Source organism: Roseibium sp. MMSF_3412, from assembly GCF_030733265.1.
Taxonomy (GTDB): Bacteria; Pseudomonadota; Alphaproteobacteria; order Rhizobiales; family Stappiaceae; genus Roseibium.
Genome location: NZ_JASHJI010000007.1, coordinates 160,045 through 183,145, shown reverse-complemented (window position 1 = coordinate 183,145; position 23,101 = coordinate 160,045). Strand labels below are relative to the sequence as shown.

The following is a 23,101-nucleotide window of genomic DNA, read 5'->3' as shown; positions in this document are numbered from 1 at the left end:
GTCCTGTTCTCCTGGCTTGATCTCGCGCTTTCGCACCCTAGCCCCCCGTCCTCTCCATGTCTTCCGCGATCATGGTGCGCAGCCAGGCCATCAGTTTCTTCAGCGGCGGGCGCTTGACACCCTGACGGGTCAGCATGTGATAGCCGGTGCCCGGGTCTTCTTCATCCTCGAACAGCACCTGAAGACTGCCGGCATCGATGTCAGGCTTGATAAACGCCTTGGCCGTTGCCGACACGCCCTCCCCACGCCGCAATCCTTCAAGCAGCATATAGCCCGGCAGATGGGTGACATTGAGTTTTTCGCAGGGCACGACCCCCTGATTTTTCATCCAGATGGCGAGTTCGTTGGTGCCGTATTCCTGCAGCCACGGGAAATCCAGAATGTCCTCGGGACTGTTGATCGCCCTGTCGCCGATCAGGCAGCGCGCCCCGACGACGGCGAAGTTGGTCGGCAAAAGCAGTTCGGAGTCCAGGCCGGGCCAATCGCCCCTGCCGAAACGGATCGCCATGTCGGTACCGCCCGGTGTCAGCTCAATGACTTCCGCTGTCGGGTTGAGCATCAACTCGATATCGGGATGCTTCAGCCGAAAATCGTTGATCCGGGGCATCAGCCAGCTGACGGCGAATGTCGGTGTCATGGTGATATTGAGCGGCCTGGCCTGATCGTCCTTGAGGAGCGCATCAACGGTGTCCCGGATGGCTTCAAATCCTTCCTTGAGGCCGATGAACAACTGCTCTCCCTCCGGGGTCAGCGCAACACCGCGCCCTTCCCGCACAATCAGCTTCAGCCCCATGAAACTCTCAAGGCTGCGGATCTGCTGGCTGACCGCGGCATGGGTGACATTCAGTTCTCGTCCGGCCGCCGACAGGCTCGTGGTTTCGGCCACGACTGCAAACACCTTGAGGCTGTTCAGCGGAGGAAGGGAGCGCCATTCCATATGTAACTTTTCCTTACATATCTAAAATCTTCCTGACTCGCAGTTTCCAAGGTCCAGAGCCATATTCTCATCAGACGCCAACCGAGGAGTGTAAGTCAATGTTAGATATTTATGCACGCAGCCTTCTGGAAGCAACCCGGTCTTCGCGCGCTGAAACGATGGACCCGCGCACCAAGCGCCGTCTGGCCGAGGAGCGGAACCGGGAAGAACAGGCTGCCCGCGTATGGTGGCGCAGGCCCTACTGGGTCTGATCGCTGCATGGCGGCGCTTCGGGCCCCAAGCCTGGAAAATGGCGTGTGCCATAGAAATCTGAACAAAGCAGGGCCCGGCACTACGCCGGGCCCTGCTTTGTTCGTCGAAGACATGCACCGCGCAAGCACCTTCCGTCCGCCCTGGCAGCTGTTCTATGATCTTGAGGCATGATCACAGCGCAAAGACGCATTATCAGGGACACAGATGCGCCGTTCGACGTCAGACTGGACTGCCACAGCCGTGCTTGAACATCTCGGCGAGTTGGGAACCGATGAAAACCGTCAGGGCATGGCGCGGTTCGGTATCGACGCTTCCAGGGCCTTCGGAGTGCCGCTCTCCATTTTGCGGCCATTTTCAAAGAAGCTCGGAAAATCCCCGGATCTGGCAGGTGATCTCTGGGCGTCCGGATTTCACGAGGCCCGGCTGCTCGCCATTCTGATCACGCCTCCGAAGGCAATGACGGCAGAGCTGACACAGCGCTGGCTGGATGACATCCAGTCCTGGGACCTCTGCGACCAGTTGACCAATGTCCATGCCCGCCGCGCGGACTCGGGCGCACTTGTTCCGGTTCTTGCGGCAAGCGAACGCGAATTCGTAAAACGGGCCGGCTTTGCCCTGATCGCCTGGCGTGCTGTCCACGCCAAAGCGGCACCGGACCGGGAGTTTCTGGGCTGTTTCGACCTCATCCGCGATGCCTCCACGGACGAACGGAATTTCGTCTGGAAAGCGGTTCACTGGGCGTTGAGGCAGATCGGCAAACGCTCGGCAGAGCTGCATGGTCCCGCATTCGAACTGGGCGAGGAGCTGGCTCGTTCCGAAGATAGGACGGCGCGCAGGATCGGCCGCGAAACGGTCAAGGAACTGTCCTCACCGAAAGTGCGCGCGCGCCTGGATCTTGATTAGACCTCGACTTCAACAGTGCCGATCGGGTTGGAACAGCACGCCAGGATGTAGCCTGCCTCGATATCGTCTTCGCTGATTCCGCCGGAATGAACCATGTGGACATCGCCGTCCAGCTTCCTGACCTTGCATGTGCCGCAGACACCGAAGGTGCAGCCGGACGGGATGTTCAGACCGGCATCCTTGGCGACCGCAAGTACGGTGTCGGTCTCCGTGCACCAGGCGGACACGCCAGAATTTGCAAAAACGATCTGTGCTTTCGTGTCTTCCTGCGGAACGACGTCGTCAAATTCGGTGAGTTCCGCCTTGGTTTCGGCCGGTGCCTGGAAGCTTTCCTGATGATAGCGATCCATATCGTATCCGAGCGCATTCAGGATCTCGCGAACAGCATCCATGAACCCTTCCGGACCGCAGCAATAGACATCACGCTCCAGATAGTCGTTGCACATCAGCCCAAGCATCAGCTGGTTGAAATGCCCGCGATACCCGGTCCAGACCTCGTAAGGGTCACTTTGCCCGACCACGAAGTGCAGCTGCAGCCCCGTGACCCGGCTCGCCATGTATTCCAGTTTCTGTCGGAAGATGAGATCCGCAGGGCGTCTGGCGCACTGAATGAAACAGATGTCCGGGTCCTCGCCCCGTTCGAAGAGCGTCTGCGCCATCGACATCATCGGCGTGACACCTGAGCCTGCCGAGATGAACAGGAACTTGCCGTCCGGGCTCGGCGGCAGATGAAAGAGACCGGCCGGTCCGAACGCTTTCAACCGCATGCCCGGCTTCATGTTGTCGAGGAGCCAGCGCGAACCCTGGCTCCCCGGCTGCGCCTTCACCGTTACGGAAACATAGGCGCTGGAGACAGGCGAGGACGACAAAGTATAGGTTCTTTGCACGTTGCCGCCGGGCAACGGCAGGTCCAGAGTGATGAACTGCCCTGCCCGATAAACAAAGGTTGCCCCGGACGGCGGACGGAAAGAGAACGTCTTCACGTCAGGCGTTTCGGGCACCACCATCACGCATTCCAGCAGTTCGCTGTCAGACCAGACAGGCGTGTCGCGTCCCGGCATCGGTATCATCGGACTACTCCGCCGCTACACGGAAACGCCCGAGAAGGGACGTTTCCAGATGCGCGGCATACCAGTCGACAAACTGGATGACGCCGCTTTCCTGTACCGGCGAATACGGCCCGGGCTCATAGGCCGGTGAACAGATACCGATCTGGTTTTCCTCAACGATCCGCCGGTCCTCGTCGTTGGTGTGCGTCCACACTTCGGTGAGCCGCTCCAGATCATAGTCCACGCCTTCCTGTGCCTCCTTGTGCACCAGCCATGTTGTGGTCACTTCGGATTCCATCGGTCCGATCGGCAACACACGGAAGGTCAGCACCTGGTCCGACAGGAAATGGTTCCACGTGTTCGGGTAGTTGAAAAAGAGACATGTGCCCGCGTTGTCGAAGGGAACGGTACCGATCCGCTTCGAAACAGCGGCCTTGCCGTCCATCGTGTAGCTGACGGCCTCCCCGAGGAAGGGAATGCGCACGAAACGCCACTGCTCGTTCGGCGAGATCACGTATTTCGCGGGCAAACCGGCATTTTCGCAGCGTTCGACATGCTGTTTTCCGACATTGGACGTGGACGAATCATCCGCGCCGACGAGGTCGGGATCATCGGGAAACGTCCGGCACAAGGATGGATGCGAACCGGAGCAGTGATAGCATTCGCGGTTGTTTTCAAGGACGAGCTTCCAGTTGCCCTTCTCGGTGATCGTCGATTGATGCGCGACCTTCAGATTGCCAAGATCATGGGGCCCGAGATATCGTGCGGCCTGCCGTTGCAGGCCGGTGGCGTCGGGAGCGGCCTCCGCCAGACAGATGAAAACCATGCCAGACACGTCAACGCAGTGAACCGTCTTCAACCCGTGTTCCTCCGGCTTGAAGTCGTCTCCCATCTCACGCGCCCAAAGGAGCTTGCCGTCCAGTTCATAGGTCCACTGGTGGTAGGGACACACCAGCTTCGGCGAGGACCCCTTTGTGGCCGAACAGATGCGACTGCCGCGATGGCGGCACGAATTGTGGAATGCGCGGATGACACCGTCCGCCCCCCGGACAACGATGATGGAACAAGCACCGATCTGGAGCGTGACATAGTTTCCGGATTTTGGGAGCTCAGCCGAACAGGCTGCAAAAACCCAGTCTTTCTGCCAGATATGCGCGAGATCAGCCTGGAACACATCTGCGTCGGTGTAGAACGGCTGAGGCAGCGAATAACCGGCCCGACGGCCCATCAAAAGCGAAAGAATGTCCGAGTCGCTATACATGTGTCTGATCCTGAAGTGTCGGGGTCACCGAACGTTGATGCTGCGAAACTAGTCCCGCCGCGATCAGGTGCCATAGCTCAAAAACGGCATCCGCTTATTCAAGTGAGACGTTGCCCAAAAATTCCGCAACGGGTTGAGGTCAGATGTCTTTCACCAGCCTGAGCGCATCGTAAATGGCGGCATGCGTGTTCCTGGCAGAAACCGCGTCGCCAATCCGAAACAAGGCGAATTCTCCGTCGGGATTGGCTTCGAGCGACTGCGGGCGGCCAAAAATCAGCGCCTCCTGATTCACCGCCCCAAGGTTTTTGGACCTTGGCTTGAGATCGAAGTAAAGCTCGTCCAGCGGCACCGTTGCATGGTTGACCACGATCTGGTCGAAATCGCGCTCCTCGGTGTGGCCGGAATAATCCGTTCCGATGACCGCAGTGATCCTGTTGCCCGCCCGTTTGGCGCTCTTCAGGCGATAGGTGACCGTGAAACGGACATCCTTGTCCTGCAGCGCACGCATATACGGCACCAGGTTCATTCCCATAACTTCCGGCGAGAACGAACGGTCCGGGGTCATGATCTCGACATGCGCGCCGGTCTTGGCAATCATTTCAGCTGCCTGCAGCGCGGCGTGATCACCGGCATCGTCAAACACCAGAACCTGCCTGCCCGGCTTCACGTCCCCGGCGATGATGTCCCAGGCGGAAACGACGAGATCGTTACCCTCGGACAGCACGTCGGTATGCGGCAGCCCGCCCGTCGCAACGATAACAACATCAGGATTTTCTGAAGTTACATCAGTAGTTTCTGCGTATGTATTAAAGCTAAATTTCACGTTTCTCGCGATGCACTGCTCCATGCGCCAGTCGATAATCGAAATCATCTCCCGGCGCCGTTCGGACTGGGCCGTCAATCGGACCTGTCCGCCGGCATCGGGCGCAGCTTCAAAGACCACCACATCGTGGCCACGTTCGGAGGCGACACGCGCGGCTTCCATGCCGGCCGGCCCCGCCCCCACGACAACGACTTTTTTCGTCTCTGCGGCCGGGGACAGTTCATGCGGCATCGTCAATTCGCGGCCCGTCGCCGGATTGTGAATGCACAGTGCCTCACCGCCCTGGTAAATCCGGTCAAGGCAATAGGTCGCGCCCACGCATGGCCTGATTTCCTCTTCCCGCCTTTCCGATATTTTCCGGACGATCAGCGGGTCGGCCATGTGCGCGCGCGTCATGCCGACCATGTCCAGCAAGCCCTCGGCGATTGCGTGGCGCGCGGTCGCGACATCCGGGATCTTGGCCGCGTGGAATGTCGGCAGGCCGATTTCCCGCCGAACCCTGCCGGCGAAATCGAGATGCGGCGCATTGCGCATGCCTTGCACCGGGATGACGTCCGTCAGTGCCGCATCCGTGTCGATATGGCCACGGATCACGTTCAGGAAGTCGATTTGCCCCGTCTCTTTCAGACGCCGGCCGATTTCCAGCCCCTCCGCAGCCGTTATGCCGCCTTGCATCGCTTCGTCGGCGGTAAAGCGAATACCGAGAATGAAATCCTCACCGACCCGCTGACGTATGGCATCGATCACTTCCAGCGAAAACCGCATCCGGTTTTCGAGCGTTCCGCCGCCATAGGGGCCATCAAGCTGGTTCGTCGCCGGCGACCAGAACTGGTCCATCAGGTGGCCGTAGGCTTCCAGTTCGACGCCGTCCATGCCGCCTTCCTTCATGCGTTCGGCGGCGTCGGCATAGTCCTCGATGATCCGGGCTATGTCCCAGTCCTCGACGAGTTTCGGAAAGAACCTGTGCGCTGGTTCCTGCGCCATGGTCGAGGACACGGATGGCAGCCAGTCGCCCTTGTTCCAGCCGGTCCGGCGGCCGAGATGAGTGAGCTGGATCATGACGGCGCAGCCATGGGTGTGACAGGCATCCGTCAGTTGGCGGATCCAGGGTACGACTTCGTCCTTGTAGGCCAGTATGTTGTTGAAGGCTGGCGGAGAATTGCGGGAAACCGCGGCTGAACCAGCGGTCATTGTCAGTGCAACCCCTGCCCTCGCGCGCGTTTCGTGATACGCACGGTATCGTTCCTTGGGCATGCCGTCTTCCGGATAGGCCGGCTCATGCGACGTGATCATGATCCTGTTTTTCAGCGTCAGGTGCTTCAGCTGATACGGCTGCAGCAGTGGATCCTTAGACATGCGCTTCCCTCAATTCGCATCCGTCCGGCCTGCACCGGTCAGCTGGGAGCTTATTGCGTGGTGCCACCGGGTGAAAAGCCGCAAAAACGACATTTATGTCGTTTTTAAAGACATCACTGTCAATTTGGGTTGTTCGAAGCCAAATCAGCTGCTAACGAGCAACCATGAACGAACCCCTGATCGAAAAAACCAGCGGATGGCGCGGTACGCGGGAGCTCTGGATTCAGGCGGCCTATGGCGCCTTGCTGGAGACCGGGATCGATGCGGTCAAAGTGATGCCTCTTGCCGAGCGCATGGGATTGTCCCGGACGAGCTTTTACGGTCATTTTTCCGATCGCAAGGATCTGCTCGATGCTCTGATCCAGTTATGGCAATCAAAAAACACAGGCAACCTGATCAGGCGCACCGAAGCCTATGCAGAGACAATTACGGAAGCGATTCTCAACGTTTTCGATCTGTGGCTCTTGCCGGACCTGTTTGACTCAAGGCTGGAATTCGCTGTCCGCAACTGGGCCCACTCGGACGCGCGGCTTGCCGCGATGCTCGAAGAAGCCGACATCATCCGGGTCGAAGCCCTGCAATCGATGTTCGAGCGCTTCGGCTACGACACGGTTCACGCAAGCGTCCGGGCCAACACGGTCTACCAGACCCAGATCGGCTATATTTCCATGAAGAAGGACGGGCCATCAGATCCGCTGGCTCCGCGCCTGGAACGCATGCGCACCTATGCGGAGATCTTTGCCGGTCAGCCTGTAACGGACGCCGAAGCCGCGCGTTTTTTCGCGCGCCATCCGGTCAATGAAACCTGAACACACTCCGTTGCGAACAACGCAGCTTCAAGCGCATTGCCCACGGCCGGGGAACTATGCGTCTCCCCGGGGCTTTTCCGGAACAACATAGGTCAGGGGAAGCGCGGTCGTGTTCTTGATCTGCTCCATCGCGAACGTCGTCGACACGTCCGAGATCTCGATTTTTGCGATCAGCTTCTTGTAGAAGGCGTCATATGCTTCGATGTCCGGCACGGCGACACGCAGCAGGTAGTCGACCTGCCCCGCCATGCGATAGAACTCGACAACCTCGGGAAACTCCTGGATCACATCGGCGAATTTCTTCAGCCAGTCTTCCGAATGCTGGCTCGTCGTGATCGCGACGAAGGCCGTCACCTTCGCATTCACCTTTGCCGGATCCAGAATGGCCACACGGCCGGTAATGACACCGTCTTCCTCCATCTTCTGGATGCGGCGCCAGCATGGCGTCGTCGACAGACCGACACGGCGGCCAATCTCGGCGACCGGGACGGTGCAGTCCTCCTGCAAAATGGACAGGATGCGGCGATCGATGCGATCAATCATGGTGGAGATTTCCGGCTATTGGCGCACGCCCTTCAAATCAAACAGTCCGACTTGAAGGAAATGATTTCTGTCTTGAGCAAAACACGTATGGAATTTTTCGCGCCACATGTCAAATGAGGCGAGTTGGAGTATTTTTTTCTTCTTGCTCGCTTGAACGGGCTAGACCAGCCGCGCGACCTCGGACCTCAGAACAGGCAGGAGATCCGCTTCGAACCACGGGTTCTTTCTGAGCCAGGCATTGTTGCGCCAGGACGGATGCGGCAGCGGCAGCACTCTCGGCTTTCCTCCTGAATCCGCCACGTTGAAATACTCTTTCCACGATCCGACCGTTTCCGTCAGGCTCTTCTTGCGCATCCCGCCGAGGTGGTAGGCCTGTGCGTATTGGCCGATCACGAGGATCATCTCGATCTTGGGCATTTCGGCAAAAAGCGCGTCATGCCAGAGCGTGCGGCATTCCTTGCGGGGCGGCAGGTCGCCACCCTTGTCATCGAGACCCGGAAAGCAGAACCCCATCGGGACGATGGCAAGCCGCTCAGCATCGTAGAAAACCTCCTCGCCTATCCCCATCCAGTTTCTGAGCCTGTCGCCGGACGGATCGGTGAAGGGCCGCCCGCTTTTGTGTACCCGCGTCCCCGGCGCCTGTCCGCTGATACACAGCCGCGCTTTCGACGACACCTGCAGGACTGGCCGCGGATCGTGCGGCAAGGCTTTCCCGACCGGATTTTCGCTGCATTCCCGGCAGGCATGAATGCGCGAAACCATTTCATCGAGGGATTGGGAATTATGATGAAACGACAAAGAGTTGCACCCTGATACAGCCGATTAACGCAATGCTTACCACGATCCTGAGGACGATCTTAAGGAATGATGAGTCACTGTGCATAAACACGCAGTATCACAATAACGATATCAACACCCTCCGGCGTCCGATGAAGCCCGAAACGTCAGATAGTATTCACGACACGATCGCGATCAACAGGCAGCGCGCCTTGCGGCGCCGCGAGCTTGCACGTTCGGTGCGTGATATCCGCAGCCGGCTCGGCGCTCCCGAGAACCGGCAATCGACTTTCGAACACGAACGCCAGCACCTTTTTGCCGATACGCGCATCAACGCGGCTTTTGCCGCACCGTTGCTCGCCTTGATCGTGGCAGCGATTTCCTCGCTCTGGGTCAGTCCCCAGTTCATGGGCGCCTGGTTCCTCGTCACGATCTGCACGCATTTCCTGATGGTCGTGATCAGCCACTCCTATGAAAAAGCGCCGTCCGACCAGAAAGTCCGTGTCGTCTGGCGCCGCCGCTTCACGGCGGGCGACCTGATCTACGGATGCAGCTGGGCCATGTTCTTCCTGATGCCGGAAAGGATCGGGTCCGGGGAAGGTCTGGTCATCTTCCACTTCGCGACTCTCCTGATCGTCATCGCGATGAACACGATGCAATCGGCAAACCTGCCCAAATGCCTCCTGGCGAGCACGTTGCCGATCACATTCGTGGTCACTTTCAGCTTCCTTCAGCAATCGAGTGCGGTTCACTACACGCTTGCGGCCATGGCGATCGGCGCACAGGGTTTCTTCCTGATCCTGGGCAACCAGCTCCTGAAAAACGCCAACACGATGCTGGAATACCGTGCGGACAAGGATCATCTGATCGCCGAACTGGAAACCGCGAATTCCGTTTCCGACGAAGCACGCCGGCGGGCCGAGGCCGCCAACCTTGCGAAATCCCGGTTCCTGGCAACGATGAGCCATGAACTCAGAACGCCGCTCAATGCGATCCTCGGATTTTCCGAAATCATGAAGGACGAGGTTCTTGGTCCGATGACCAACAAGAACTACCGGTCCTATGCGGAGGACATTCACGGGTCGGGCGAACACCTGCTCAATCTCATCAACGAGATCCTTGACCTGTCGCGCATCGAGGCCGGCCGCCACGAATTGCATGAGGAAAGCATTTATCTTCAGGACGTGGTCGCCGAATGCGGCACGATGATGAAGGTCCGCGCAAAAGCCAAATCGATTGCCCTGCATCACGCGCATCAGGCGGGTCTCCCGCGCGTGTGGGCCGATGAGCGCGCCGTGCGGCAGGTCATTCTCAATCTGATGTCGAATGCCGTCAAATTCACACCGGTCGGCGGCGAAGTCAGGGTGAACCTCGGACCGACGTCAGACGGCGGACAATATGTTTCCATCAAGGACAACGGACCGGGCATTCCGGAAGAGGAAATTCCAACGGTTCTGGAGGCTTTCGGCCAGGGGTCGCATGCCATCAAGAGCGCCGAACAGGGAACCGGGCTCGGGCTGTCGATCGTTCAGGCGCTTGTGAGCATGCACGACGGCAAGTTCACGATCAGGTCCAGGCTGGGCGAAGGCACCGAAGTCATCGTCACGCTGCCGCCGTCACGCAACATGAACTACGCGGCAGAAGTGAACCAGACTTCCGGCGCAGCAGACGCAGTGCAGGAAGAAACCGCCCGCAGGGCGTGAGTCAGGACTTTCCGGATACACCCGCGTCGGCGAAAGTCGCCATGCCCGCATGCATCTCGGACGCGGCCTTGACCACACCGGCCGCAAGCGCTGCTCCAGACCCTTCTCCAAGCCGCATGCCGAAGTCGAACAGGGCATCCTTGCCGAGACGTTCCAGAACGCGCCCGTGCGCGTGTTCCGCGGACACATGCGCAAACAGACAGTGATCCAGGCCGGACGGGTTCATTGCGTAAACAACGGCAGCGGCCGCAGTGGTGACAAACCCGTCGACAATGACCGGAACGCGCTGCAGGCGCGCTGCAATGATCAAGCCGGCCATGGCCGCGATTTCGCGCCCTCCGACCTTTCTGAGGATTTCAAGCGGGTCGCTCTCACCGTTCAACCGTGCAACAGCCTTTTCAACGGCCTCGCGCTTCCTGGCAAGGCCGTCGTCATCGACACCGGTTCCCCGGCCGATCCAGTCGGACGCCTCGCCGCCGAACAGGCCGTGAAACACGGCAGCTGCCACGGTCGTGTTGCCGATTCCCATTTCACCGAGGCAGATCAGATCAATGCCACCGGCAAGCGCTTCCATGCCGTAGGCCATTGTCGCGGCGCAATTGGCCTCATCCATGGCATCTTCGCGGGTGATGCTCGGCGTCGGCATATCAACGGCGAGATCAAAAACCTTCAGACCGATGTCGTTCACGCGGCAGAGCTGGTTGATGGCGGCGCCACCTGCAGCGAAGTTTTCCACCATCTGCTTGTTCACGGCACTTGGAAACGCCGATACGCCTTCGTCGGCAACCCCGTGGGCCGAGGCGAAGATCGCGACCATCGGCCGGGTGACCTTGGGCGGAGCGTTTCCGGACCAGGCAGCAAGCCATTCCGCAATCTCTTCAAGACGCCCGAGAGACCCGGCAGGCTTTGTCAGCTGACCGTCTCTTTCCCTGACCTTGTGAAGCGCCTCCTCGTCCGGGCCCGGCATCGATTTGACGAGGTTGCGGATATCATCGAACGGAAGCGCGGTCTCGGATAGGGACATGTTGTTTTTCCCGGTCTGTTTTTCTTGGAGTGCCTATACTTGGTCCTCTCTGGCGGCTGATCTATAACGGCGCGTTGGAAAAACTCAAGCACAGGACCGGCCTGATGAGCTCGGAAACCGACCAATCCTCAGATTCTCGGGAAAAACACGGTCCGAACGCGCACGGAGCAACAACTTTGCCGATTGTCGCCTCGCTGACCACGCTCGCAGCTGATACCGCCGCCTGTGTCCGGTTCTTTTCGCGCCTTCCGCTGCCAAGGGTGAACACCATCGACAACCCCGCCGCAGCGCCGCAGTTCCGGCAAATCGCACGCGCAGCGCCACTTGCCGGCCTGGTTGTCGCCTTGCCAGCCGCTGGCGTCGGGACCCTTCTTGGCTATACCGCCTTGCCCGCTTTCGCGGTTGCCGTGCTGGTACTCGCAGCGCTTTGTGCAACCACCGGCGCTCTGCACGAAGACGGGCTGAGCGACGTCGCCGACGGTTTCTTCGGCGGTGCGACCCCTGACCGGCGGCTGGAAATCATGAAAGACAGCCGCATTGGCGCCTTCGGCGCGCTCGCCCTTGTTCTGACGGTCGTGCTGCGTATCTCACTTCTTGCGGTTCTCTGGCAAAAAGTCAGCCCGGCCGATGCAGCTCTCATATTCCTCAGCACCGAGGTCATCAGCCGCGCCATTCTTGTCTGGCAATGGTCGGGGAGACCCCTGGCGCGCCCGGACGGTCTCGCTGCCAGATTCGGTAAACCTGATGCGACCACGGCGCGAAACGCCGCGCTATTGGCCGTTCCGTTTCTCGTTCCGGCAGCACTGGTTCTCTCACCCACAGCTCTTTTTCTTGGCCTCGCACTCGCGCTTGTGGCCGGCTTCGCACTTGGACACGTCGCTGTGGCAAAGGTCGGCGGCGTGACCGGAGACGTCCTCGGTGCCATTCAGCAAATCTGCGGACTTGGATTTCTTGTCGGGATGCTTATGGTGCCTTGAGCAGGTGTTAGGTGGGCGGCGACACGCGATGATTGATCAGATTCAGGACAATTCGACAGGGGCTTGGCCGCTTGCGCCAAGGTCAGTCTTTCTTGTCGCGCTGCTTCTGCTGCTGGCCGCGTGCGGCAGCCGGCCGGAATTCGGCGCGCTGGCCTTGACCGAGGTCCCCGCGCAGGGCGCAAAATCCCATGACATCATGGTGGTCACGACCCGTGAACGGGACAGCCGCCCGGACACCTATTTCAACGGTGAGCGCGGCGAACAGGTCAGCTACGCCCACGCCACCATATCCGTTCCGCCCAGCCACGAGGTCAGCCAGATCGAATGGCCGGAAAGCCTGCCCGGCAATCCGGAGACGGAATTCGTCGCGCGCGATGCGGGATACATAGAAGATCAGAGCGCCTTCATCCGCCAGATCAACAACCGCCTTGCGAAAATGCCGCGCGGCAAGCGCGATATCTTTCTGTTCATCCATGGATACAACACACTCTTCCCCGAAGCGCTCTACCGCTTCGTTCAGGTGGTTCACGACGGTGACATCGACGGTGTGCCCGTTCTCTTCACCTGGGCATCGCGCGGCAAACTTCAGGACTATGTCTATGACCTGAACAGCGCCGCCGTCGCGCGGCAGTCGCTCGCGGAAACCATGCTGCTGCTCGCCAAGACGAACGCGGACAACATCACCATTCTGGCGCATTCAATGGGCAACTGGCTGCTCATGGAGACGGCCATCCAGTCCTCGCCGGAACAGCGGCGGGCCCTTTCAGGCAAAGTCAAGGTCGTGATCCTTGCCGCTCCGGATATCGACATCGATCTCTTCAAGGCACAGCTCAGGAAACTCGGCAGACCGACGAACCCCTATGTCGTCGTCGTTTCCAGGGACGACCGGGCCCTGCGTCTCTCCAGGGCGATCGCCGGTGGCAAGGAACGCGTCGGAGCCTACTCGAACGACGAGGAACTTGCCGAACTCGGCGCAATCGTGATCGACGTGACGGAGCTGGATTCGCTCGATTCGGCCAATCACTCCAAGTTTGCGCAGCTTGCCCAGCTCAGTCCGGAGTTCCGCGAAACATTGGGACAATCAGGCCTGAGAGCGGGAACCAACGCCTCGCGCGGCGCGACGCTTGGCGACAGCCTTGGCACCTTCGTCGGCAACACGGTCGCCCTTCCCGTCAACATCATCACCGCACCGTTCAATCCCGGCGGTCTTCGCTGACGACGCATCGCCGTCGTGGACAGACGTTTTTATGACTTGGCAAAGCCACAATCTGTGGCCATATGCGCATCATGAACTCGCCATGCGTAAAATTCTGCCAGATCGACCAGTCCACTGGCCTGTGTGCCGGCTGTTCGCGTTCGCTTGACGAAATCGCCGGCTGGTCCGGTTACAGCGAGGAACAACGTGCAGAAATCATCGCCGACCTGCCCGGCCGCCGCAGCGCCGAGGGGCAAGAAGGCGGCGAGTGATGAGTAACAGGCCGAGACAGATCAGGGGCTTCGTCGTTGTTGCGCTGATCGTCATCATGTTTGCGGCGGGGTTCTATTTTTTCTTCGGCGATCCGACTGATCCGGAAAACATCAATTTCGATGACAGCGGGCCGCGGATCGTCGCGCTATCCGCGCTCGCCTTCGTTTTCCTGGCGAGCTTCATCTTCGGTCAGCCGAAAATCCGCGAAATCGTTCAGGGAACGCTGTTCTGGGGCGGTCTGTGCGCCCTTCTGGTCGTGGGCTACACCTACCGGACCGACCTTGTTCAGGCGGGCTACCGGGTGCTTGGCGCTCTTGCGCCCGGCCTTGCGGTCACCCAGCCCGACGGCTCGATCCTGATCGTGCGGGACGCGACCGGGCATTTCGTGCTCGATGGCCGGGTCAACGGAACACGGACGCATTTCCTGCTGGATACCGGTGCCAGTGCCGTTGTCCTGACCTTTGACGATGCCCGGCGGGCAGGCTTCAACCCGGATGAGCTTTCCTTCACCGTCCCCGTTTCCACCGCCAACGGGCAGGCGATGGTTGCCCCAATCCTCATTGAGACACTCACGGTCGGCGATCACAGCCTGCGCAACATTCGCGGCTTCGTCGCCCGCGATGGTGCCCTGACCGGCAGCCTCTTCGGCCTCACCGCGCTGGACAAGCTCAGGAGCTGGCGGATCGAAGGCGACCGCCTGATCATGAATCCCTGATTTTCCGAAACGCTATTCCGCGGCTTCTGCCGCGTGATCCTGCGGGCTGACGGCGGCAAGCGCCTTTTCGACAACCTCAAGCCCGGCGCCGGGTTTGATCGCCTCGACGGTCAGGATCCGCCGCCAGCTGCGCGCACCCGGGCGGCCGTGGAAGAGACCGAGCATGTGCCGCGTCATGTGCGCCAGCTTGACGCCTCTCGAAAGCTGCTCTTCGAGGTAGCCCATATGCGCCCTCACCGCCTCCCAGGGAGACATGTCCGCCGTGGATGCGCCATAGAGCCTGCGGTCGACCTCGCCAAGGATCTGCGGCGTGTGATAGGCCGCCCGTCCGAACATCAGACCGTCCAGTGTCTCAAGGAAGGGCTCGGCCTCGTCAAGGCTCTGCAAGCCGCCATTCAGACCGATGAACTTCTCCGGAAAGCGCAGCTTCAGCCGCAGAACGCGTCCGTAATCCAGAGGCGGAATATCGCGATTTTCCTTCGGGCTCAGGCCCTTCAGCCAGGCCTTGCGCGCATGCACCCAGAGCGCGTCGGCACCGGCGGCAAAGACTGCATCGGCCATCCGGTCCAGCGCTTCTTCCGGGTCCTGGTCATCGACACCGATGCGGCACTTCACCGTCACCGGGATGTCGACGGCATCCTTCATGGAGGCAACGCAGGCGGCGACAAGCTCCGGTTCCTGCATCAGGCAGGCGCCGAAGCGCCCGGACTGAACGCGGTCGGACGGACAGCCGACATTGATGTTGACCTCGTCATAGCCGAAATCCGCCGCAATCCTTGAAGACACCGCCATGTCTTTCGGGTCGGACCCGCCCAGCTGACAGGCAATCGGGTGCTCCAGATCGGAAAACCCGAGCAGATGCTCCCGGTCCCCGTGAATGACCGCCCCGGTCGTCACCATCTCGGTATAAAGCAGCGCATGCCGCGACAACTGCCGGTGAAACGCACGGCAGTGCCTGTCTGTCCACTCCATCATGGGGGCAACGGAAAAGCGCGGCTTGTGGCCGGTATAGAGGCCGTCTGTTGTCGTCATGCGCGCCTCCATATCATCACAGGCGTTTCGACGCAAAGGTCCGGTTTGCAGGACCGGTCCGGCGGCGATGTGTGGCATCGCCGCCGGACACAAATGCCTAGACCCGCTGAGTGAAGGTCGCGGCCTTGACCTCGATCGCGTAGTCCCTGGCGAGGTCCAGGAACGCGTCGTAGCTTTTCTGGACTTCCGCAAAAGCCGGATTGGCTGCCGCATTCTCGGACATGACCTCGCCAACCGCGGTCTTCAGGGCCGCGATCACCTCGTCGGGGAAGGCACCAAAAGTCACGCCGTCGGCCTTGAGCTTCTGCATCGCGACCGCGTTGAAATAGTCGAACTGGGCCGTTGTCTCGACGGAGGTCGCTTCGGCCGCGTTGGCGATCACCGCCTGCAGATGCGCCGGCAGGCTTTCGTAGGCCTCCTTGTTGACGACGATTTCCAGCGCTGCGGACGGCTCATGGAAGGCCGGCACGTAACAGTATTTGGCAACCTTCTGGAGACCGAAGGCCATGTCGAGCATCGGCCCGACCCATTCGGCGGCGTCGATTGCCCCGGACTGGAACGACGGGAAGATTTCCGGTGGCGGCAGAAGCACGGCATTGACGCCGAGCTTGCGCATCGCTTCGCCGCCGAGGCCGGCGATGCGCATGTTGAGGCCTGCAAGGTCGTTCAGGCTTTCAATCGGCTTCTTGAACCAGCCGGCGGACTGTACCCCGGAATTCCCGGAGTAGAACGGTTTCAGGCCGCGTTCGGCGTAGATCCCGTCCCAGAGGTCCTGACCGCCGCCGTAGCGCAGCCATGCGGTTGTCTCGACCGCCGTCATGCCGAAGGGCACGGCTGAGAAGAAGTGCAGTGCGGAGTTCTTGGATGCCGCGTAATAGGGTGTTGAGTGACCGATTTCAGCCGTTCCCTGTTCGACGGCATCTTCCACGCCGAAGGGCGGGACGAGTTCGCCGCCGGAGAAGACCTTGAGCGTCAGCTGCCCGTCGGACATGGCGGCGACACGCTCGGCGAACGAGGTCACATTCGTACCGACGCCCGGGGCCTTTGCGGGAAAGGACGTTGGAAGTTTCCACTCGACCTTGCCCTCGGCAACGGCCGGTGCCGCAAGCACGGCGGCGGGTGCTGCGACCGCACCCGCTTTCAGGAATTCCCGTCTTTTCATGTCCAGACTCCTCTTATCAGAACAAAACTCCCGGCAACCATGTCGCAAGAGCGGGGAAGATTGCAACAAGGCCGAGTGCCAGAAGCTGAATTACCACGAAAGGTATTACGGCGACATAGATCTGCGACGTTCGGATGTCCGCCGGCGCAACCGAACGGAAATAGAAAAGCGCAAACCCGAAGGGCGGCGTCAGAAAAGACGTTTGAAGGTTCAGCGCGATCAGGACCGCAAACCAGACCGGGCTGATATCCGTCTGGAGGATGATTGGCCCGACAATGGGCACCACGATGAAGATGATCTCGACGAATTCCAGAATGAAGCCGAGCAGAAAGATCACCAGCATCGTCAGCAGCAACATGCCGTAGGCCCCACCGGGCAGGGACTGGAGCAACGCCGCAACATGCTCGTCCCCGTCGAACCCGCGAAAGACCAGCGACAGAATGCTCGCAGCTATGACGATACCGAAAATCATGCCGGTGATGGTCACGGTCTCGCGCAGCGCTGACGCGAGCACACCGCTGCGCAGCAGCGGAGCGGCGACTGCGAGCATCAGGGCAAATGCTCCGGCGGTTGCGGCAACGGAAATCGCGGATTTCGGCGTCCAGCTGATACGTCCTGCCTCAAAGTCGAGGCCGAGGACACCTGTCTGCCGCAGCGCCAGCAATGCAACGGCCAGGAAAGCGCACAAAAGCGCCGGGCGGGCAATGGTCCGGCCCTGCCCCGCGGCAGCAATCAGCAGCGCACCGGCGACACCCACGCTGGCTGCTTCAGTCGGGGTCGCGACACCGATCAGGATGCTGCCGAGGACGGCGACGATAAGGCCGAGCGTCGGCGCGATAGCGCTTGCCAGTTGGCGGCCGGTGACGGTTTCCCGCTCTAGGCCCTGCCCGCCGCCTTCTCCGCTGCGGCTGAGCCTGAAAACGACATAGCCTGCATAGAGCGCAACGAGCAGCAGCCCGGGAAGCAAGGCGCCGGCGAACAGATCGCCGACCGTCACGGGGTCGGGAGCAAAGTTTCCCGCTTCCTGCTGCGCCTCGAAATAGGCGTTGGAGATCTGGTCTCCCAGAAGGATCAGGACGATCGACGGCGGAATGATCTGCCCCAGCGTACCGCTTGCACAGATCAGTCCGCTGCTCATGTGTTTGTCGACACCCGCTTTCAGGAGCGCGGGAAGCATGATCGATCCCAGCATGACAATCGTCGCGCCGATGATACCGGTGGATGCGGCAATCAGGGCACTCACCAGAACGACCGATAGTGCAAGCGCCGACTGGTTTCCGCCCAACGCGGCGCTCAGGCTCTTGAGCATCCGTTCCGCCTGCTGCGACTTTTCCAGAAGCAGTCCCATCAGCACGAACAGGGGCACCGCCAGCAGGAGCGGGTTTGTCATGATGCCGAATATCCGCTGCGGAACGGCCTGAAAGAACACCAGGTCAAAATCGCCGTAGGCGGCGGCCAGAAGTGCGACAAGTGTCGGAGCGCCGGCAATCGCGAGCAGCACCGGTACCCCGGACAAGATGCAGGCGAAGACGGCGAGCGCCATGACGAGCAGCCAGATAATCTCAATGCTCATGACGGTTTCCGCCGAAAGATCCCGATCAGCCTTGCCAGGGTCAACCAGACCACCAGGGCCGGCAGAATCAGAAGGCAGGTTTTTACAAGGAAAAGTCCCGGCAAACCGCCGGTTTCGGGCGAGCCTTCGAAGATGGCCCAGGAACTGCGCACCAAGGGATAGGCCATCCAGAGCATGATGACGAAGACCGGCAGAGCCAGGGCCAGGTCACCCAGAAAGTCGATCCGCCGATTGGCCGTTTCGGTGAGGCGTTGCCGGACAACGTCGACGCGCACATGCTTGTCCGCTTCGAACGAGACAGCGACGGAAAGAGCCACCAGCGACGCGAACGCATAGTTGACAGCATCCTGGATTTCCAGAAAGCCGAAGCCCAGTAGGTAGCGCATCAGAACCATGGAAAGCTGGCCCAGAAAGACGATCACCGCAAGCAGCATGCAGATGCGTCTTACGCCCGAAAACACCACTCTTATCAAAAACACCCATCCCGCCAAATGATCTTACAGAGCTGCTTCAGCGCTGCGGCCCGCCCACCGGCCGGCTTCAACGTATTCAGCCCCCGGGGCTTTGTATAGAGGCAACTGCTTCAAGGAGTTCGCGGCCCGGCAAACGGATCTTCCGGTTGACCGGTTCCGGCTTTCGCCGCACGATATTCCCGCTTGGTATTTTCGCTCATTCTCTCCGGTCAATTGGAGGCTCATCCCATGCGCGTCGGCATCGGAATTTTCGTTCTTGCCTGCTTGACAAGCGTCGTGGCAGCCGCGCAGGAAGCACCCGCCCCGTTCGCGTCTTTCGACAAGGCCGGCCCCGACGTGCTGAACGATCCGCATGACCTCGCCTTCGGACCTGACGGCCTCCTTTATGTTGCGGACAAGTTCGGGAACAGGATCGCAGTCGTCGACCCGGACACGCTCGACGTCGTGGAAAGCCTGAGCGCAGGAAAACTCCCCGGCGCGCATGACATATCCTTTGGCCCCGGCGGTGAAGTCGCGGTTGCCGTGACCGGGTTTGGCAGCGTATTCGTCTTCAGCAGCATCGAGACGCTCGATATCGCACCGCGCATCACGTTGCCCGCACCGCGCACCGAAGGAGCCCTCGCCCACAGCAACGGACGCATCTATGCCATGGCCGGCGGAACCGGGCTTCTGATTGCCTACGAGAATGGAGAAGCGGTCGCGAGCGCCGGCTCTCATCCGGGCGCACATGATGTCGCGGAAGGTCCGGACGGTTCCGTTTGGGTTGCCGACAATTTCAGCCGGCGGCTCGTGCGGTACTCGCCAAGCCTTGAAAAACTTCAGACGGTCGAGGGACCGCAATTCGGTTTTTACGGTCCGCGCTATCTCGACGTCGACAGTTTTGGCAGACTTGTGGTCGCCGATCAGGACGCGCATCGCATCCTGATGATCGATCCGGATGCAGACGGCGGCGCTGCTCTTCTTGGTGTTCTGGGAACTGGCAAACCCGGAAAAGGTCCTAACCTCTTCGACGATCCTGAAGGCGTCGCCATTCGCGGCAACGAGTACTATTTCTCGGACAGCGACAACAACCGGATTGTCCGCTACACGGTCGCAATCAACTGATCCAGTCAATGACGGCCGGGCTGAGTATCCCGGCCGAAATCCCGATCACGGACGATGAAAACGCCGGCGCTCGATCTCTTTGCGCTCGTCGTCGGAGCGCAGTTCGAGCCACATGGCGTTCAGGATCGCCAGGCAACACGCCAGGGGCATTCCAAGGATCCAGGCAAAATACCACATCTTGTCGTCTCCTCAGTAGGCCGTGTGGTTGTCGCGCTCGATGGTTTCCTCATCCACCTTGCCCCAGAGCACCTTGTAGACCCAGGCGGTATAAACAAGGATGATCGGCAGGAAGATGATGGTTGCCACAAGCATGTTGAACAGTGTCCTGTGTGTCGAGGACGCATCCCAGACGGTCAGGCTCGCTTCAGGCTGAACCGAGGACGGAAGGATGAACGGAAACATCGAAATTCCAACAGTTGCGATGATCCCGACAATCGCCGATTTCGAAAAGACGAAGATCAGCATCTCCATCCTTGTCTGAAGCAGCAGCAACGTTCCGGCCAGCCCAAGGAAACCAAGTCCGGGCACGATCCAGAGCAAGGGATAGGCGGCATAGTTGGCCATCCAGGCCCCGTCTTCAATTGCAGCGGTCTTGGCGAGCGGATTCGCCTGCATGTTCGGATCGACGTCCGACGTGATCCGGAACCCGTCGACATATCCGCTTGCGACGAGATAACCGCCGAGGGCGAACAGCGCGATGCCAAGCAGCGCGGCAAAGGTACCGTAGCGGCGGGCCCGCGTCGCGATCTCGCCGGAGGTGCGCATGACAAGCCACACCGCGCCGTGCATCACGAGCATGGCGACTGACAGCAGTCCGCACAGCAACGAGAACGGAGAGAACAGGCCGAAGAAAGAACCCTCGTAGGTCATCCTGAGGTCGTTATCGAGCGAGAACGGCACGCCCAGAAGCACGTTGCCGACGGCTACACCGAACACCAGCGCGGGTACAAAAGAACCGACGAACAGCGCCCAGTCCCAGCTGCTGCGCCAGGATGGGTCGGGCCGCTTGGAGCGGTACTTGAATGCAACCGGACGCAGGATCATGGCGGCAAGCACCACGAACATGGCCAGATAGAAGCCGGAGAAACTGATCGCGTAGAGCGGCGGCCAGGCGGCGAAGATCGCGCCTCCTCCCAGGATGAACCAGACCTGATTGCCTTCCCAGGTCGGACCGATGGTGTTGATCACCACACGGCGCTCGATATCGGTTTCGGCAATGAAGGGCAGCAGCGCGCCAACCCCCATGTCGAAACCGTCTGTTACGGCAAAGCCGATCAGCAGGATGCCAAGCAGGACCCACCAGATCACCTTCAACGTCGAATAGTCGATCATTTCGTAAAGGATCATGGCCGGTTACTCCGCAGGAACAGGGGCTGCACCGGAAACCGGCTGCGCGCTCGCAGGCGGCGGTGCGGTCTCGGCCGGTTCGCCGTCATCCGGACCGATCCGGATATATTTGATCATCAACGCGATCTCGATCACCAGGAGCGTGCTGTAGAGGATCACGAACCCTGCCAGGGTCAAGAGAACTTCGGTGACCGACAGGCTGGAGACCGCAGCGGAGGTCGGCAGCATACTCTCAATGATCCAGGGCTGGCGGCCGTACTCGGCCACAAACCAACCCATTTCGCAGGCGATCCACGGCAACGGGATCGACCAGACCGCGACATGAAGCAGCCACCTGTGCTTTTCGCGCAGCAAGTCCAGTTTTCCGGAAGAGGAATAATAGAAGAAAACGGTGGTCAACAGGATGAAGAAGAAGCCGCAGGCAACCATGATCCGGAAGGCATAGAACATCGGCCAGACATTGGGCACGGTCGACCAGGCGGCCTCCTCGATCTGTTCCGTTGTCGCTTCCAGCGGATTGTCCGTATAGGGCAGCAGCAGGTAGGCGTATCCAAGCGAACTTGCGTTGTAGCTGAAAGTCTCGCGCACCTCCTCGGAGACCGTTTCCGGGTTCTCCCTGATCTTCTGCAAGGCATCCCAGGCAATTGCACCCTGACGGATGCGGTCCTTGGACCGGTCCACGAGTTCGTTGATGCCGGGGATAACCGTATCCAGCGACCGGGTCGCGATCAGACCCATGACATAGGGCACCTCAATCGCGAAGATGTTCTCCCGTTTTTCCATGTCCGGCCAGGCGACGACGTTGAAGGCCGCAGGCGCCGGTTCGGTCTCCCACATCGCCTCGATCGTCGCGAGTTTCATCTTCTGGTTCAGGTTGGCCTCGTACCCGCTTTCATCGCCGAGCACGACAACGGACAGCGCCGAAGCAAAACCGAAGGCGGATGCGATTGCCATCGACCGCTTGGCGATCTGAAGATGCCTGCCCTGGAGCATGTACCAGGCCGAGATTCCGAGCATGAAGAGGGCGGCGGTGACGTAGCCCGCCGAGACGGTATGCACGAACTTCGCCTGCGCCACCGGGTTGAACAGCACGTCGAAGAAACTGTTGACCTCCATGCGCATGGTGTCCGGGTTGAAGATGGCCCCCACCGGGTTCTGCATCCAGCCGTTGGCGATCAGAATCCAGAGTGCTGAGAAGTTCGTCCCGAGTGCGAGCGCCCAGGTCGCGGCAAGGTGCTGGCGCCTGGACAACTTGTCCCAGCCGAAGAAGAACAGTCCGACAAATGTGGCTTCGAGGAAAAACGCCATCAGGCCTTCGATGGCCAATGGCGCGCCGAAAACGTCTCCCACATACTGGCTGAAATAGGCCCAGTTCATGCCGAACTGGAATTCCATCGTGAGGCCGGTCGCGACGCCGAGGACGAAATTGATCCCGAACAGCGTTCCCCAGAACTTGACCATTCGTTTCCAGATCTCGCGGCCGGTCATGACATAGACCGTTTCCATGGTCGCAAGCAGGATGGACAAGCCGATGGTCAAAGGCACGAACAGGAAGTGATAAAGCGCTGTCATGGCAAATTGCAGCCGGGACAGATCAACGACATTCAGTTCCATTGCATTCCCCCTTTTCAGACCCTCAGGGTCTGAACCTCAAGTCAGGGCTGCTCTCAACTGACATGTTGCTCAACGGCGCACGTGTCGCCGGACAAAATGTTTGTCTTTTCCCGTCAAAAAAACCGTTAAGAGCAATAGGCTACCGAGTCCGGATGGTGGCTCAGGCCAGCTGTCAGGTCAATGCGACAAGTCGTATTGG

General features: G+C 60.0%; 23 protein-coding genes. 9 read left to right on the top strand and 14 right to left on the bottom strand.

Features of this window, described 5'->3' with window-relative positions:
* Positions 1-37: 37 nt before the first annotated feature.
* Positions 38-937 (bottom strand): LysR family transcriptional regulator, encoded by a 900-nt coding sequence (locus RBB49_RS14700; RefSeq protein ID WP_306143597.1) that lies wholly within the window; start codon positions 935-937, stop codon positions 38-40.
* 98 nt (positions 938-1,035) lie between these two features.
* Here RBB49_RS14700 and RBB49_RS14695 point away from each other — a divergent pair, with 98 nt between their 5' ends.
* Positions 1,036-1,188 carry a hypothetical protein gene (locus RBB49_RS14695; protein ID WP_306143596.1) on the top strand — a complete coding sequence of 51 codons (153 nt, stop codon included), beginning with the start codon at positions 1,036-1,038 and terminating at the stop codon, positions 1,186-1,188.
* 205 nt (positions 1,189-1,393) lie between these two features.
* Complete coding sequence (locus tag RBB49_RS14690; RefSeq protein ID WP_306143595.1) at positions 1,394-2,092, top strand: DNA alkylation repair protein; 699 nt, start codon at positions 1,394-1,396, stop codon at positions 2,090-2,092.
* On the opposite strand, the gene RBB49_RS14685 is transcribed toward RBB49_RS14690, so the two are convergent.
* The 3 genes from RBB49_RS14685 to RBB49_RS14675 all read right to left on the bottom strand — a co-directional run bounded on the left by RBB49_RS14685 (position 2,089) and on the right by RBB49_RS14675 (position 6,581).
* Positions 2,089-3,162 carry a hybrid-cluster NAD(P)-dependent oxidoreductase gene (locus tag RBB49_RS14685; protein WP_306143594.1) on the bottom strand — a complete coding sequence of 358 codons (1,074 nt, stop codon included), beginning with the start codon at positions 3,160-3,162 and terminating at the stop codon, positions 2,089-2,091. The two genes, RBB49_RS14690 and RBB49_RS14685, sit on opposite strands and share 4 nt — an antisense overlap.
* Positions 3,163-3,166: 4 nt before the next feature.
* Positions 3,167-4,402, bottom strand: a complete 1,236-nt coding sequence (locus RBB49_RS14680) for an aromatic ring-hydroxylating dioxygenase subunit alpha (RefSeq protein ID WP_306143593.1) — start codon at positions 4,400-4,402, stop codon at positions 3,167-3,169.
* Between the two features lie 139 nt (positions 4,403-4,541).
* Positions 4,542-6,581, bottom strand: coding sequence for an NADH:flavin oxidoreductase (locus tag RBB49_RS14675; RefSeq protein ID WP_306143592.1), 2,040 nt, complete (start codon positions 6,579-6,581; stop codon positions 4,542-4,544).
* A 164-nt stretch (positions 6,582-6,745) separates the two neighbouring features.
* On the opposite strand from RBB49_RS14675, the gene RBB49_RS14670 reads away from it, so the two are divergent.
* The gene (locus RBB49_RS14670; RefSeq protein WP_306143591.1) at positions 6,746-7,390 is read left to right on the top strand and encodes a TetR/AcrR family transcriptional regulator; all 645 of its coding nucleotides are present in this window, start codon (positions 6,746-6,748) and stop codon (positions 7,388-7,390) included.
* Positions 7,391-7,444: 54 nt separating this feature from the next.
* Here the strand turns inward: RBB49_RS14670 and RBB49_RS14665 are convergent, their stop codons facing one another.
* Positions 7,445-7,930 carry an Lrp/AsnC family transcriptional regulator gene (locus RBB49_RS14665; protein WP_306143688.1) on the bottom strand — a complete coding sequence of 162 codons (486 nt, stop codon included), beginning with the start codon at positions 7,928-7,930 and terminating at the stop codon, positions 7,445-7,447.
* Positions 7,931-8,092: 162 nt separating this feature from the next.
* A complete protein-coding gene (locus RBB49_RS14660; RefSeq protein WP_306143687.1) occupies positions 8,093-8,695 on the bottom strand; it encodes a uracil-DNA glycosylase family protein in 603 nt (200 codons plus the stop codon).
* A 167-nt stretch (positions 8,696-8,862) separates the two neighbouring features.
* Here RBB49_RS14660 and RBB49_RS14655 point away from each other — a divergent pair, with 167 nt between their 5' ends.
* Positions 8,863-10,413, top strand: a complete 1,551-nt coding sequence (locus tag RBB49_RS14655; RefSeq protein ID WP_306143590.1) for a HAMP domain-containing sensor histidine kinase — start codon at positions 8,863-8,865, stop codon at positions 10,411-10,413.
* Position 10,414: 1 nt separating this feature from the next.
* On the opposite strand, the gene cobT is transcribed toward RBB49_RS14655, so the two are convergent.
* Positions 10,415-11,437, bottom strand: a complete 1,023-nt coding sequence (gene cobT, locus RBB49_RS14650; protein WP_306143589.1) for a nicotinate-nucleotide--dimethylbenzimidazole phosphoribosyltransferase — start codon at positions 11,435-11,437, stop codon at positions 10,415-10,417.
* Between the two features lie 176 nt (positions 11,438-11,613).
* Between cobT and RBB49_RS14645 the strand changes: the two genes are divergently transcribed.
* From RBB49_RS14645 to RBB49_RS14630, 4 genes are all read left to right on the top strand, one after another.
* Complete coding sequence (locus RBB49_RS14645; RefSeq protein ID WP_306143588.1) at positions 11,614-12,414, top strand: adenosylcobinamide-GDP ribazoletransferase; 801 nt, start codon at positions 11,614-11,616, stop codon at positions 12,412-12,414.
* A 28-nt stretch (positions 12,415-12,442) separates the two neighbouring features.
* The gene (locus tag RBB49_RS14640; protein WP_306143587.1) at positions 12,443-13,630 is read left to right on the top strand and encodes an alpha/beta hydrolase; all 1,188 of its coding nucleotides are present in this window, start codon (positions 12,443-12,445) and stop codon (positions 13,628-13,630) included.
* A 71-nt stretch (positions 13,631-13,701) separates the two neighbouring features.
* Entirely contained in the window at positions 13,702-13,881 is a 180-nt protein-coding gene (locus RBB49_RS14635) for a DUF1289 domain-containing protein (RefSeq protein WP_306143586.1), read from the top strand.
* Positions 13,881-14,597, top strand: a complete 717-nt coding sequence (locus tag RBB49_RS14630) for a TIGR02281 family clan AA aspartic protease (RefSeq protein WP_306143585.1) — start codon at positions 13,881-13,883, stop codon at positions 14,595-14,597. The genes RBB49_RS14635 and RBB49_RS14630 overlap by 1 nt, the downstream gene beginning before the upstream one ends.
* 12 nt (positions 14,598-14,609) lie before the next feature.
* Here the strand turns inward: RBB49_RS14630 and dusA are convergent, their stop codons facing one another.
* The 4 genes from dusA to RBB49_RS14610 all read right to left on the bottom strand — a co-directional run bounded on the left by dusA (position 14,610) and on the right by RBB49_RS14610 (position 18,843).
* Positions 14,610-15,629 (bottom strand): tRNA dihydrouridine(20/20a) synthase DusA, encoded by a 1,020-nt coding sequence (dusA, locus tag RBB49_RS14625; RefSeq protein WP_306143584.1) that lies wholly within the window; start codon positions 15,627-15,629, stop codon positions 14,610-14,612.
* 97 nt (positions 15,630-15,726) lie between these two features.
* Entirely contained in the window at positions 15,727-16,791 is a 1,065-nt protein-coding gene (locus tag RBB49_RS14620; protein WP_306143583.1) for a TRAP transporter substrate-binding protein, read from the bottom strand.
* Positions 16,792-16,807: 16 nt separating this feature from the next.
* Positions 16,808-18,364 (bottom strand): TRAP transporter large permease subunit, encoded by a 1,557-nt coding sequence (locus tag RBB49_RS14615; RefSeq protein ID WP_306143582.1) that lies wholly within the window; start codon positions 18,362-18,364, stop codon positions 16,808-16,810.
* On the bottom strand, positions 18,361-18,843 hold the full coding sequence (locus RBB49_RS14610) for a TRAP transporter small permease subunit (RefSeq protein ID WP_306143581.1): 483 nt from the start codon (positions 18,841-18,843) through the stop codon (positions 18,361-18,363). The genes RBB49_RS14615 and RBB49_RS14610 overlap by 4 nt, the downstream gene beginning before the upstream one ends.
* A 222-nt stretch (positions 18,844-19,065) precedes the next feature.
* Here RBB49_RS14610 and RBB49_RS14605 point away from each other — a divergent pair, with 222 nt between their 5' ends.
* A complete protein-coding gene (locus RBB49_RS14605; protein WP_306143580.1) occupies positions 19,066-19,941 on the top strand; it encodes an NHL repeat-containing protein in 876 nt (291 codons plus the stop codon).
* A 45-nt stretch (positions 19,942-19,986) separates the two neighbouring features.
* Here the strand turns inward: RBB49_RS14605 and cydX are convergent, their stop codons facing one another.
* Genes cydX through RBB49_RS14590 form a run of 3 tightly spaced genes read right to left on the bottom strand, consistent with a single transcriptional unit; the run spans position 19,987 to position 22,902 of the window.
* Positions 19,987-20,118: a cytochrome bd-I oxidase subunit CydX gene (gene cydX, locus RBB49_RS14600; RefSeq protein WP_306143579.1), complete on the bottom strand. Its 132-nt coding sequence runs from the start codon at positions 20,116-20,118 to the stop codon at positions 19,987-19,989.
* A 12-nt stretch (positions 20,119-20,130) separates the two neighbouring features.
* Positions 20,131-21,288, bottom strand: a complete 1,158-nt coding sequence (gene cydB, locus RBB49_RS14595) for a cytochrome d ubiquinol oxidase subunit II (protein WP_306143578.1) — start codon at positions 21,286-21,288, stop codon at positions 20,131-20,133.
* A 6-nt stretch (positions 21,289-21,294) separates the two neighbouring features.
* Positions 21,295-22,902 (bottom strand): cytochrome ubiquinol oxidase subunit I, encoded by a 1,608-nt coding sequence (locus RBB49_RS14590; RefSeq protein WP_306143577.1) that lies wholly within the window; start codon positions 22,900-22,902, stop codon positions 21,295-21,297.
* Between the last annotated feature and the right edge of the window lie 199 nt (positions 22,903-23,101).